Below are 13,790 nucleotides of genomic sequence, written 5' to 3' on the forward strand. Positions count from 1 at the left end.
TACTAGCGATTACTGTTACTATCCTTAAATAATGGCGATGAAAAGAAATTAGAACAACAATCCCAAAATAAAAAAGAGTTAGATTGATGGCAGTCAATCTAACTCTTTGATCTATACTATTTATTGTTCTTCAGTCGTTGTATACCGGACTAAAACTGCCCCCGTTTTCGACTCACCTTCAATAAACAAGCGGTTGGCATTTTCAACTTCTTTATCAAAACGCACTACTTTCGTTAAAAATTGATCTTGCGTGTCAATTTTTGAAGCATCTTGAATACCGACATCTACTTTACCAAAATTCGTAACAATTTTACCGCTTAAAGATATTGTGCGTGGGACATATATTTCTACAGCACCAGCCACAGTATGTGCTTTAATTTTCGATGAGTTACTTGAACATGTCGTCACGACAACATGTCCATTCACTGATTTTGCTTCTACTTCATCTAATGCACCATCTAAGTAGACGCGACCATTTAATGTCTCAGCTTCTAAATCTTTACCTCGAACGTCCATTAATTCGATAGAGCCATTCGTTGAATCGACTTCCGCCTTCGCAAAGACTAGCTTCGTGCCCTTAATTGCGCCATTCAATGTTTTCAACTTTAATTGCTCCAGCTCTATATCTTGCAAAGTTGCTCCACCGTTCATTAAACGAACCGATAATTTGTTTAGCTTTTCCTTTGGTGCTAGCACTTGAACATTTACTTGCACAAGCTTTAATTGACTTAAAATTCTTAGAGAGTCTTCTTCACTTTTCACAACAAATTGCTCCAAGAAATGATTACGTGTCTCTTCCTCGCTATCATTGACAAGCGGTGCTTTCACCTTACAAATAATGTGGAATGTATCACCTTCACATGGCTCTAAAGAAAAATTACCATTCGGTAGTTCGACAATGACATTCTCTATATGCTCTGCTGCCAGTTCTTCTGTATGTGTAAATTCAAATTTATCACCAAATGGCGAAGAAACATCAAATTCTTTAACTTTTTTTACTGCTGTGTTCATCATATCCATAAAAAGTGAACCGATTTGCGATAAATCTTTACGGAAATCATGGATTTCATCTTGGAAATACTTCGTGAAATCACCATCTTTTTTCTTTGGCTCTTCTTCAAAAATAAATTCTTTTTCTGTTGAGGATTGCTCACCTGTCTTCGACATATCATCCATATTAGGTTGCGTGGACTTGCTAGGTTGCTCTAATGCTTCTAATAATGTAATCGCCTCTTGCGCTGAAATAGTACCTTTTTCCACAAGTTCTAAAATTCGTTGACGTTCATTTTGCATAATTATATAGCCTCCCACAGATTGTTATATTTATTTATACGTCTCCATATGTGAAAAGTTTCACTGCAAAGCTAAAAAAGTATTGACAATCTTATAATTCATCAAAAAAAACCTGCAAAATTTCCTAGGAAAGCAACAGCCTCATGTGTTTATGTCTTCCCACGGAAACATGCAGATTTTTTGATGTAAATTATTTAGATGCTTCTGCTAAAGCAGCATCCATACGCATACGATCACGTGTTAAAATCGGTTTTAAATATTTGCCCGTATAAGAGCCAGCTACTTCCACTACTTCTTCTGGCGTACCTGTCGCAACAATTGTCCCGCCTTTGTCGCCACCTTCAGGACCCAAGTCTATAATGTAGTCAGCCGTTTTAATAACATCTAAATTATGTTCAATGACGAGCACTGAATCACCATTTTCAACAAGGCGTTGTAACACAAGTAGAAGTCGTGCAATATCATCTGCATGTAAACCAGTTGTCGGTTCATCTAAAATGTAAAATGACTTACCTGTTGAGCGACGATGTAATTCTGAAGCCAATTTTACCCGCTGTGCCTCACCGCCAGAAAGGGTTGTCGCAGGTTGCCCTAATTTCATATAGCCTAAACCAACATCAACAATCGTCTGCAATTTACGTTGGATTTTAGGAATATTTTCAAAGAACACAACAGCATTTTCAATTGTCATATCTAAAATATCGGCAATACTTTTATCTTTATATTTTACTTCAAGCGTTTCACGATTATACCGTTTACCATGACAAACTTCACATGGCACATAAACATCTGGTAGGAAATGCATTTCGATTTTAATAATACCGTCGCCACGACATGCCTCACAGCGGCCGCCTTTTACATTAAAGCTAAAACGTCCTTTTTTATAACCACGGACTTTCGCTTCATTTGTCGTTGCGAAAACATCGCGAATATCATCAAACACCCCTGTATAGGTTGCTGGATTGGAGCGCGGTGTTCTACCAATTGGCGATTGGTCAATATCAATCACTTTTTCTAATTCATCCAACCCTGTGACTTCTTTATGTGCCCCTGGTTTTACCTTTGAACGATTAAGTTTTTGTGCTAATGATTTATATAAAATCTCATTGATTAATGTCGATTTACCAGAGCCTGAAACACCTGTTACTGCTACAAATAAACCCAATGGCACATCTACTTTTACATTTTGTAAGTTATTTTCTTTCGCACCTAAAATCGATAGCTTACGACCATCTGGTTTACGACGCTCAATTGGTAACGGGATAAATTTCTTACCGCTTAAATATTGACCTGTTAACGACTTAGGATTATCCATTACTTCCTGTGGCGTACCTGCCGCAACAATTTGACCACCATGCACACCAGCACCTGGTCCAACATCAATAAGATAATCTGCCGCTAGCATCGTGTCCTCATCATGTTCTACAACAATTAATGTGTTACCAATATCACGCATATTTTGCAGTGTACTAATAAGACGATCATTATCACGCTGATGGAGGCCGATTGATGGCTCGTCTAAAATATAAAGCACACCTGTTAAGCGTGAGCCAATTTGCGTGGCAAGACGAATACGTTGCGCTTCACCACCTGAAAGTGTGCCCGCCGCACGATTTAAGGTTAAATAATCTAAACCGACATTGACTAAAAAGCCGAGACGCTCTTCTATTTCACGTAAGACAAGCTTGGCGATTTGCATATCCTTTTCAGACAAATCCAGCTCTTTGAAAAACGTATCTGCATCCTGAATCGAGTACTCTGTTACTTGCCCAATATGCTTGTCTGCAATTTTGACAGCTAATGTTTCGGTTTTTAGTCGATAACCTTTACAAGAAGGGCAAGCTTGCTGCGCCATATATTTCTCCATTTGCTCTCGTACATAATCAGACGTTGTTTCTTTAAATCGACGTTCTACATTATGCACAACACCTTCAAACTCAATCATCTGATCTCGGACATTACCAAATTCATTTTCATAATGGAAATGAATTTTATCTTTGCCTGAGCCAAATAAAATTTTATCCATCTTATCTTTAGGTAAATCTTTAACTGGTACGTCCATTGGAATATCGTAATGATCACATACAGCCTTTAATAATTGTGGATAATATTGCGAGCTTGTAGGCTCCCATGGCGCAATGGCATGCTCTAATAATGAGCGATCCCAATCAGGCACAATCAGTTCAAGGTCAACCTCCTGTGTCGTACCTAAACCATCACAGCTTGTACAAGCACCGAATGGACTGTTAAAGGAGAACATTCGTGGCTCAAGCTCACCTATTGAAAATCCACATAATGGGCAAGCATGATGCTCGCTAAAGAGTAATTCTTCATGTTCCATCACATCGACAAGGACACGTCCTTCTGCCAATCGCAAAGCTGTTTCTAACGAATCACTTAGACGAGCTGCAATACCTTCTTTCACAACTACACGATCGACAACCACTTCGATTGAGTGTTTTTTATTTTTATCAAGATCAATGGCATCATCTAAATCGCGTAATTCTCCATCGATACGTACACGAACAAAGCCTTGTTTTTTCAAATCCTCCAGTAATTTTACATGTGTACCTTTACGCCCCGAAATCATCGGTGCTAGTAATTGCATTTTCGTACGTTCTGGATAAACTAATAAACGGTCTACCATTTGCTCAATCGTTTGAGACGTAATTTCAATGCCGTGATTAGGACAAATTGGCTTGCCAATTCGGGCAAATAGTAAACGTAAATAGTCATAGATTTCTGTTACTGTTCCAACAGTTGAGCGCGGATTACGGCTCGTCGTTTTTTGATCAATAGAAATGGCTGGCGATAGCCCCTCGATGGCGTCTACATCCGGTTTATCCATTTGACCAAGGAATTGGCGTGCATAAGCCGACAATGATTCGACATAGCGGCGTTGCCCTTCAGCATAAATCGTATCAAACGCTAATGAAGATTTCCCTGATCCCGATAAGCCTGTTAACACGACTAATTGATCACGTGGAATTGTGACATTGATATTTTTTAAATTATGTGCACGTGCGCCTTGCACGACGATTTCTGTATTTTTCACAAGCCAATCACCCTTCTGCTTTCAATTCAAATATTGTATCGCGAAGCTCAGCTGCACGTTCGAAATCGAGTGCTTTTGCCGCTTCTTTCATCTCTACTTCAAGAGACGCGAGTAATTTTTCTTTTTCTGCTTTTGTTAACTTCTTGCCTTTCGTCGCCTTTGTAACATAAGATTCCTCTTCCTCTGCTACCTGTGTTGCACGAATAACATCCGGAATCTTTTTAACAATCGTTTGCGGTGTAATACCATGTTCTTCGTTGTACGCCATTTGTATGGATCGGCGACGTTTCGTTTCTTCAATGGCTTTTTTCATCGAATCGGTCATATTATCTGCATACATAATGACATGTCCATTAGCATTACGTGCCGCACGACCAATTGTTTGAATAAGAGAACGCTCTGAACGTAAGAAACCTTCCTTATCCGCATCTAATATCGCCACAAGAGACACTTCAGGAATATCTAAACCTTCACGCAATAAATTAATGCCAATCAGTACATCATATGTACCTTTACGAAGTTCGCGAATAATTTCAATACGCTCCAATGTCTTAATCTCTGAATGTAAGTATTCCACTTTTAAGCCCATTTCCTTCAAATAAGCAGATAAATCTTCCGACATTTTTTTCGTCAATGTTGTGACAAGTACACGCTCATTGCGCGCTATACGATCATGAATCTCATCAATCAGATTATCAATTTGCCCTTCAATTGGCCGCACATCTATTAATGGATCCAGCAACCCTGTCGGACGAATAATTTGTTCCACCATTTCCGGCGTATGTTCAAGTTCATATGGACCAGGCGTAGCCGATACATAAATCGCTTGATGAATGTGGCGTTCAAATTCCTCAAAACGTAACGGACGATTGTCTAATGCTGAAGGCAAACGGAAACCGTGCTCTACTAGCACACCTTTCCGCGCTTGGTCCCCATTGTACATGCCTCGCACTTGAGGTAATGTGACATGGCTTTCATCGACCACTAGTAGAAAGTCTTCTGGGAAGTAATCAAGCAATGTATACGGGGTTGCTCCCGCTTCACGTAATGTTAAATGGCGTGAGTAGTTTTCGATACCCGAGCAAAAGCCCATTTCACGCATCATTTCTAAATCATAACGTGTACGCTGCTCTAAGCGTTGTGCTTCCAATAACTTATCCTCTGAACGCAATAATGCAAGGCGTTGTTCTAATTCTTGTTCAATATTATCAATTGCTTTTAACATTTTTTCTTCTCGTGTAACGAAGTGAGATGCCGGGAAAATGGCTACATGATCACGATCTGCCAATATTTCGCCCGTTAATGCATCAACTTCTCGTATACGATCAATCTCATCTCCGAAAAATTCGACACGTACGCAATGCTCATCACGAGAGGCTGGGAATATTTCCACAACATCTCCACGCACACGGAACGTCCCGCGTGTAAAGCTGACATCATTGCGCTCATATTGCACATCTACTAATTTTCGTAATAATTGATTGCGTTCAATTTCCATGCCTGTGCGAATCGATACAACCAATTCTCGATATTCTTCCGGAGAACCTAAACCGTATATGCAGGACACTGATGCAATAATAATGACATCATCACGCTCAAACAGTGCCGATGTGGCTGAGTGACGCAGTTTGTCGATTTCATCATTAATGCTTGAATCTTTTTCGATATACGTATCTGTTTGCGGAACATACGCTTCTGGCTGAAAGTAATCATAGTAGCTAACAAAATATTCAACCGCATTATTTGGGAAGAACTCTTTGAACTCACTATATAATTGACCCGCTAATGTTTTATTATGAGCCATAATCAGTGTTGGTTTTTTGACTTGCTGAATAACATTGGAAATCGTAAAAGTTTTGCCCGTCCCTGTTGCGCCAAGCAATGTTTGATGTCGTTTCCCTTCACGCACACCCTCCACTAATTCCGCAATCGCCTGTGGCTGATCCCCATTAGGCTGATAAGGCGCCTGTAAATCAAATGTTTGCACGCATGTCCCCGTCCTTTCCTTCCAATTTGTACATATATTTTAGCATAGCAGTAATAAAATATCGAATATTTCCGAACGAATGTTTGTTATTTTTCATTTAGATGATCAGAAATGGACATCTTTCCTATACACCACTTATACCCATGATTTGATATATACCCTTTCTTTAATCATAGAATTCTAGAAAAATAAAAGATTTTGCAGTTATACGTTGTTCATTAGGCAATTTCCTTCTAGCGTGCACACCCATAGCAGACTATTGTTTAGCAAAAAAAATCCGCTCTCCTGCATGGGAGAGCGGGCTTATCCTATTATTCACTTGCTACTTTGTGTAAGGCCTCTAGTTCAGATGCGTATATGTGAAAAGCTTTTTTATCTCGTTCATCGAGTGTTCTATCTATTAGAACCATTAGCTTTTCTTCACGATGCATACGCTGGATACGATTTAAAAATAAATCTAAATAAATCTCGTTCAATAATTTCTCTGCCTCATCAACCTTTTTTGACTGTCCAACGGCTTTTAGAAAATCTGTGTACGAATAATATTTATCCAACGATCTCACCTCGATCCTTTTCTAAATTATAAGAAAATTTAGATTAAAATGCAACGCTTAACAAATGAAAATCCTCTATTATTTAGGAGAATTAAAACGTAATTTCGAGCAAATTTCTTAGCAATTACTATGAAATATCTATAACTTTTCGATTTTTATCTATGTTTTTAGATTTTGTTTTAGTCCTTTACACTACAAGTAATCAAAGTCAAAAGGAGGCGTTTACATATGTCACCAAATTATGTGAATGGTTATTTAATGTCTTTCAATACTTATTTATTGCAACCGATTCAACATGAATCAAAAATTTTTACTCACGTTATCGACAAACATAACGAGCTAATTGTTACACGTAGACCTTTACATGTGTTACGAAAATCGTGCATCTCAATGGGCACCACTTATGAAGCAGCAAAATATTCTTCGAAGCGCTTTTTTGGCAATCAACACAAACTCCCAATCGTCGTCGCTTATGATTATGGCTTTCCTTGTATCTTTTTACCGACTTATTCACCAGCTTCTATCCATAATATTTGGATTGGCCTTCATGCCATTTCAAATATTTGTCCAAGTAATGAAGGCTGCATGATTACATTGAAAAATGCGATGGAAATTGAGTTACCGATTACATACAACTCCATTAGTAAACAATTTGTGAATGCTTCCATGCTATACAAACATTTTATGGAGGAACGTAAACAACTTCGCCACGATGCCCCATATCATCCCCCATTTTAAAATTGTGTAAGAATTGTTTGTGTGCCTGGCACCGGAAATATTCAGAACTGTTTGCGTGCCTGGCACTAAAATGGCACTAAAAAACCTCAGAGGCTTGCTTCCTCTGAGGTTGTCATTGTTATCCGATTTTAGAACGTAAATAGGCATTAATAAATGGATCGATATCTCCGTCCATTACTGCGCCTACATTTCCTGTTTCTTCACTTGTACGGTGGTCTTTCACCATAGAATATGGATGGAAAACATATGAGCGAATTTGTGAACCCCAACCAATTTCCTTTTGCTCACCGCGAATCTCATCAAGTTGTGCTTGCTGTTTATCAATTTCTAATTGATATAACTTCCCTTTTAACATTGTCATTGCTTTTTCACGGTTTTTAATTTGTGAACGCTCCGCCTGACATTGTACGACAGTACCAGTTGGAATGTGCGTAATACGAACAGCTGAATCCGTCGTATTAATATGCTGACCACCAGCACCTGTTGCACGGTACGTATCAATTTTTAAATCTTCTGTACGAATTTCTACCTCGATATTGTCATCGAATTCAGGCATGACATCACATGACACGAATGATGTATGACGGCGACCCGAAGAGTCAAACGGTGAAATACGTACTAAACGGTGTACACCTTTTTCAGCCTGTAAATAACCGTACGCATTATGCCCTTTAATCGATAATGTGACAGATTTAATACCCGCTTCATCACCAGGTAAATAATCGACTGTTTCTACTTTAAAGCCGCGTTTTTCTGCCCAACGTGTATACATTCGAAGCAGCATAGAACCCCAGTCTTGAGACTCCGTACCACCAGCACCTGGGTGAAGCTCTAAAATGGCATTGTTGTGATCATATGGTCCACTTAATAGTAATTGCAGCTCAAAGTCACCCATTTTTTGTTGGAATTCTGCTAGCTCATTGCCTAGCTCTTCTTGTAATTCCTCATCTGGCTCCTCGCGCAATAACTCAAGTGTCATATCTAAGTTTTCATGTGTATCCACTAACTCTTTGTATTCATTGACGATTGCCTTCAAGCCATTACCTTCGTTAATGATAACTTGTGCTCCTTGTTGATCGTCCCAGAAGCCTGGCTCTAACATCATTTCATCTAATTCTTGAATACGTGCCTCTTTGTTTTCTAAGTCAAAGAGACCCCCTAAAGTCCGCCAACTTATTGGCTGTAGTGTCTAAAACGTTACGTACATCTGCTAATTCAATCATTGTTAAATCCTCCGAACATTTTTTATGGATAGTACAAGTAAAATCCGTATTATTCTATTATAGCGTTTTTAAAGCGGAAAACATACTTTTTTCAACACAGGTTAAATAGGACCAAACAAAAAAAGAGTAGTACAAACTATTTTAGTCTGTACCACTCTCTATGTTCAAATCTCCCTAATTGAGCTTACTAAGTAAACTTTTCCGAGCTTCAGCATGGATTTTTTGATCACAATGCTCACATGTTAATCGTCTTTGTCGATTTACTTTATAAAGCTGGTATTTTCTCGTTCCCTCTAAAAGCTTAAATTGTCTCTTACAGCAAATACAAGTCGTTTCATAATAAATCATCAGCTTACACCCCTAAGCATTTATTATTTTCTAACGCTCATCCTTTGTCATCTCATCTTCTAACTTAGAACGTCGCGCCATTCGTTGAAATACTTTGACACGATCTAGCTGCACAAGTAAATGTTTCGTGCGCTTCTCAAGCTTATATTTTAATAAAAAAGCCCGTTGAATACGGTATTCAAACGCTTTCGGACTAACATCCACAATCATTTCTTGTCCGTTCATAAAGACAACCTTCGTCTCCTTTTTACCGACTGCTATATAATCATCTATATGATGAACTGCAAACCACATACACTCTGGATGCAGTGGCGACTTACTTGGAAACCACAAAATATTAAACCGTTCATGAACAACAATTGGGTTTTTATTGAGCTTACCTAAAATCATTTTCGACCCATCAAAGGCCCCTCGTAAGCTTGAACCGAAATAGCGGAGATTAAAATCCATTAGTCTCGTAGGAGATAATTTGGAGATATATTGATAGTCCCTTTCAATTACGCGTGTACATAAATTTCCAAAGGCATCATACTCAGGCATATACAACATTGTTTCACTACTCATAATGTCTTGACAATTATAATGCAATGATTACTCCTCCTTTATATTATGTGAATTAAAAAAGGAATGTACATGTATATTGGTCCACTTTATGTACTTCCTCGAGCATGTTTAGCAATCATACAAAACTCGAGAAGTTGTTCAACTATCGCATAAATTCATTCACCTCCCCTTTTGTCAAAGAAAGTAAATTCATATGGAAGTGACTGACTATATATTTAATCTGCTATATTCATTACTTTCATTGAACTAAATACCTATTGTTACAATTATTGTATACCCTTGATTATCTATTGTCTATTAATTCAGATATATGATCCGCTTTTTCTAGATAACAATAAAAAAGACCAACTCAACTTGTCGTTGAATTGATCTTTCTTTATTACGCACTTATTGACCTGCACCGTGACAGTTTTTAAATTTCTTACCGCTACCACATGGACATAAATCATTACGACCAATATTCTCAGCTTTACGAACAGGTTGTTTTTTAGGCGCAGGAGATCCATCCTCTTTCGGATTGACAGCTTGACCTTTGGCAACTTCTTCACGTTCTAAGTTGCTGCGAATTTCTGCCTTCATAGCATATTTCGCTACATCTTCACGAATGGAAGCGACCATATCCTCAAACATTGCGAAACCTTCTTGTTGATATTCACGCAGAGGATCATTTTGACCATAGGCACGTAAATGAATCCCTTGTCGTAATTGATCCATTGCATCGATATGATCGATCCACTTCGTATCAATTGAACGCAGTAAAATAACTTTTTCAAACTCACGCATACGCTCTGGTGTAAGCTCAGCTTCTTTTTCATCATAGCGTTGATGTACAGCATCAGAAATAAGTGTATTAATTTCTTCAGCAGATTTACCTTGGAAATCCGCAACTTTTAATGTGCCTTCTTCTAAAAGATTAGCCGCAACAAAGTCCTCAATCGCTTTTAAGTTCCAGTCATTGGGCTGATCGCCTTGTGTGTAAAGACCGACAATATTATCGATTGTTTCTTGAATCATCGACTCTACAAGCTCACGCATATTTTCTGTTTCTAAAACGTCATAACGCTCTTTGTAAATAATCTCACGTTGCTGACGTAAAACATCATCATATTGTAATAAGCGTTTACGGGCATCAAAGTTATTCCCTTCAACACGTTTTTGCGCTGACTCTACCGCTCTTGAGACAACTTTCGATTGCAATGGTTGTGAATCGTCCATTCCAAGTCGCATCATCATCGATTTCATATTGTCAGAGCCAAAACGACGCATTAGATCATCTTCAAGTGACAGATAGAATTGAGTAACCCCTGGATTCCCCTGACGCCCAGAACGACCACGTAGCTGATTATCGATACGACGTGATTCATGACGTTCTGTACCAATTACCGCTAAACCGCCAATTTCTAATACGCCTTCGCCAGGTTTAATGTCGGTACCACGACCAGCCATGTTTGTAGCAATTGTAACTGCACCTTTAGAACCGGCATTCGCGATAATTTCCGCTTCACGTTCATGGTTTTTCGCATTCAGTACATTATGTGGGATCTTATGTTTATCAAGCAATTGCGAAATAATTTCAGATGTTTCAATCGCAACTGTCCCTACAAGTACTGGTTGGCCTGCCTTATGACGCTCAGCTATATCAGCTGCTACCGCTTTATATTTGCCTTCCATCGAAGCAAAAATTAAATCTGGACGGTCATCACGAGCAATCGGCTTATTCGTTGGAATTGCAATAACGCTCATGTTGTAAATATTGCGGAACTCTTCTTCCTCTGTTTTCGCTGTACCTGTCATACCTGCAAGCTTTTGGTACATACGGAAGTAGTTTTGGAACGTAATCGTAGCCATTGTCATCGATTCATTTTGAATTTCAACGCCTTCTTTCGCTTCAATAGCTTGGTGAAGACCATCAGAATAACGGCGCCCCTTCATTAAACGACCTGTAAAGCCATCGACGATGACAATTTCGCCTTCTTGCACAACGTAGTCTACATCATTATGCATACTTACATGTGCCTTCAACGATTGGTTAATGGCATGATTTAAACGAACATGTGTTAAATCGAACAAGTTGTCGATTCCGAATGCTTTTTCAGCTTTTTCTACACCGGCATCCGTTAACGTAACACCTTTTGTTGATTCTTCATATGTGTAATCTGTTTCCGCACTTAACATGCGGACAAAAGCATTCGACTGCTTGTACAGCTGTGCTGACTTGCCAGCCTGACCAGAGATAATTAATGGTGTACGCGCCTCATCAATTAAAATCGAGTCTACTTCATCGATGACAGCATAATGAAGTGGACGTTGAACACGCTCTTCTTTATAAAGCACCATATTATCACGTAAATAGTCAAACCCTAATTCATTGTTTGTGCTATACGTAATATCCGCTTCATATGCCGCACGCTTCTCTTCTTTTGATAAGCTGTTTAAGTTTAAACCAACTGAAAGGCCTAAGAAATTATACAGTTCTCCCATTTCAGCAGCATCACGACTAGCCAAATATTCATTGACCGTTACAACGTGCACGCCTTTACCAGTAATCGCATTTAAATAAACAGCCATCGTCGCTGTTAACGTTTTACCTTCACCGGTTTTCATCTCTGAAATATTACCTTCATCAAGTGAAGCCGCACCCATAATTTGCACGCGGAAAGGATACATCCCTAATACACGTTTCGACGCCTCACGACTAACCGCAAAAGCTTCAGCACGAATAGAATCTAATTTTTCGCCATCTGCATAACGTTTTTTAAATTCTTCTGTCTTCGCTTGAAGTTGCTCATCTGAAAGCTGTTCCATTTGAGAAGCGAATCCCTCAACTTGGTCAGCGATTTTTTCTAATTTTTTTAACTCACGTTTATTGAAATCAAATAATTTATTTAATAGGTTTGCCATGAATATTTTTCACTTCCTATACGAGTCTCAAATTTCATTTTACCATTGTGTAACAGTTTCATGCAAACTGTGTCCTATAGCATGGAACGAAACATCGCAAAATAAGTTCATTTTGCGACCTAATTCTTCCTTATATGCAAAGAAAAAGCCACTCGAAAGGCGAGCGGCTTAGCTTATTGACTGTCTTGGAAAACATTGAAAGCACTATAACATAGCAAATATCGAGACCATTTTGATGTTTAAGCTTATGGAGCAATAATGCCGTTTTATCTTGTATATTTATATCATTAGAGTCCGTTTCCCAATGAACATTTACAAAATATTGCACTTCAATTACGAAATTTTGAAAGGGCTTATTGATATTTTTACCTTTAGTTATATTTATCAATAACAATGTTCATGGTAGAGATGTTGTAAAAAACTTCATTTTTCTCCTTTGAATTATTCCAAAAGACAAAAAGTGCAATGAAAATCATTAGGGCGATAACCACAAAAATCAGTAGCAATAGTCTACTTAATTTCATAATATCTCCTCCTTCTGAAGAGTCATTCTATTATAATAGTTGTTGATTGCGCCAATATACAAGGTCATATAGCTCAATAAGGAAGAATAATAGCCTTCCTTTATATACTATTTAATACCAGACAAACAGCACTGTAAAGGACTCTGACTATCACGATCGTGGATGCATGTAATAGATTAATTATAGCTTAATTGTCCTCTTCTATAGTCCTGTCCACAAGAACACACGTAAGTTTATGCCGCGTATATTTTAGTTATTTGGATTTCACTGCACAGCAACTACATTTTAAAACATGCAAAAAAGCCGAGGAATTAAATCCTCGGCCTGCTAAGATTGCCTAGCGACGTCCTACTCTCACAGGGGGAAGCCCCCAACTACCATCGGCGCTAAAGAGCTTAACTTCCGTGTTCGGTATGGGAACGGGTGTGACCTCTTTGCCATCATCACTAGACATATGAAAGAATTGTTCTTTCAAAACTGGATAAACGGTTCATTGAATGTTTCAAACTTTTTGGTTAAGTCCTCGATCGATTAGTATTCGTCAGCTCCATGTGTCACCACACTTCCACCTCGAACCTATCTACCTCATCGTCTTTGAGGGAT

General features: G+C 38.6%; 10 protein-coding genes and 2 rRNA genes. 1 reads left to right on the forward strand and 11 read right to left on the reverse strand.

From position 1 onward, the window contains the following. Positions 1-120 precede the first annotated feature (120 nt). The 4 genes from ACIQXI_RS13430 to ACIQXI_RS13445 form a co-directional block, all read right to left on the reverse strand. Positions 121-1,293: a DUF4097 family beta strand repeat-containing protein gene (locus ACIQXI_RS13430; protein ID WP_402925570.1), complete on the reverse strand. Its 1,173-nt coding sequence runs from the start codon at positions 1,291-1,293 to the stop codon at positions 121-123. Between the two features lie 190 nt (positions 1,294-1,483). Then, positions 1,484-4,348, reverse strand: a complete 2,865-nt coding sequence (gene uvrA, locus ACIQXI_RS13435) for an excinuclease ABC subunit UvrA (RefSeq protein WP_402925573.1) — start codon at positions 4,346-4,348, stop codon at positions 1,484-1,486. Between the two features lie 7 nt (positions 4,349-4,355). Beyond that, complete coding sequence (uvrB, locus tag ACIQXI_RS13440) at positions 4,356-6,335, reverse strand: excinuclease ABC subunit UvrB (protein WP_402925574.1); 1,980 nt, start codon at positions 6,333-6,335, stop codon at positions 4,356-4,358. A gap of 311 nt (positions 6,336-6,646) precedes the next feature. Further along, complete coding sequence (locus tag ACIQXI_RS13445) at positions 6,647-6,889, reverse strand: IDEAL domain-containing protein (RefSeq protein WP_402925577.1); 243 nt, start codon at positions 6,887-6,889, stop codon at positions 6,647-6,649. Positions 6,890-7,117: 228 nt separating this feature from the next. On the opposite strand from ACIQXI_RS13445, the gene ACIQXI_RS13450 reads away from it, so the two are divergent. Further along, the gene (locus ACIQXI_RS13450; protein WP_402925580.1) at positions 7,118-7,627 is read left to right on the forward strand and encodes a competence protein ComK; all 510 of its coding nucleotides are present in this window, start codon (positions 7,118-7,120) and stop codon (positions 7,625-7,627) included. Positions 7,628-7,745: 118 nt separating this feature from the next. Here ACIQXI_RS13450 and prfB read toward each other — a convergent pair. From prfB to ACIQXI_RS13485, 7 genes are all read right to left on the reverse strand, one after another. After that, positions 7,746-8,850 (reverse strand): peptide chain release factor 2 gene (prfB, locus tag ACIQXI_RS13455; RefSeq protein ID WP_402925583.1). Its coding sequence is split into 2 segments (ribosomal slippage): positions 7,746-8,774 and positions 8,776-8,850, totalling 1,104 coding nucleotides; the frame shifts between segments, so codons are not numbered across the junction. A 174-nt stretch (positions 8,851-9,024) separates the two neighbouring features. After that, a complete protein-coding gene (locus tag ACIQXI_RS13460; protein WP_402925586.1) occupies positions 9,025-9,198 on the reverse strand; it encodes a DUF2197 domain-containing protein in 174 nt (57 codons plus the stop codon). 30 nt (positions 9,199-9,228) lie between these two features. Continuing rightward, a complete protein-coding gene (locus ACIQXI_RS13465) occupies positions 9,229-9,786 on the reverse strand; it encodes a competence protein ComK (protein ID WP_402925589.1) in 558 nt (185 codons plus the stop codon). A gap of 363 nt (positions 9,787-10,149) precedes the next feature. Continuing rightward, positions 10,150-12,663: a preprotein translocase subunit SecA gene (gene secA, locus ACIQXI_RS13470; RefSeq protein WP_402925592.1), complete on the reverse strand. Its 2,514-nt coding sequence runs from the start codon at positions 12,661-12,663 to the stop codon at positions 10,150-10,152. 371 nt (positions 12,664-13,034) lie between these two features. Further along, positions 13,035-13,187 carry a hypothetical protein gene (locus ACIQXI_RS13475; RefSeq protein ID WP_402925595.1) on the reverse strand — a complete coding sequence of 51 codons (153 nt, stop codon included), beginning with the start codon at positions 13,185-13,187 and terminating at the stop codon, positions 13,035-13,037. Positions 13,188-13,522: 335 nt separating this feature from the next. After that, positions 13,523-13,638, reverse strand: a 5S ribosomal RNA gene (gene rrf, locus ACIQXI_RS13480). 60 nt (positions 13,639-13,698) lie between these two features. Beyond that, a 23S ribosomal RNA gene (locus ACIQXI_RS13485) occupies positions 13,699-13,790 on the reverse strand; the annotation flags it as partial.

It is taken from the genome of Lysinibacillus sp. NPDC097195 (genome assembly GCF_044762075.1).
Lineage (GTDB): Bacteria > Bacillota > Bacilli > Bacillales_A > Planococcaceae > Lysinibacillus.

Excerpts from the sequence above, each read along its gene's own strand:
- ACIQXI_RS13430 (WP_402925570.1), bottom strand. The coding sequence starts at position 1,293 with ATGCAAAATGAACGTCAACGAATTTTAGAACTTGTGGAAAAAGGTACT.
- ACIQXI_RS13450 (WP_402925580.1), top strand. The coding sequence starts at position 7,118 with ATGTCACCAAATTATGTGAATGGTTATTTAATGTCTTTCAATACTTAT.
- ACIQXI_RS13460 (WP_402925586.1), bottom strand. The coding sequence starts at position 9,198 with ATGATTTATTATGAAACGACTTGTATTTGCTGTAAGAGACAATTTAAG.
- secA (WP_402925592.1), bottom strand. The coding sequence starts at position 12,663 with ATGGCAAACCTATTAAATAAATTATTTGATTTCAATAAACGTGAGTTA.
- ACIQXI_RS13475 (WP_402925595.1), bottom strand. The coding sequence starts at position 13,187 with ATGAAATTAAGTAGACTATTGCTACTGATTTTTGTGGTTATCGCCCTA.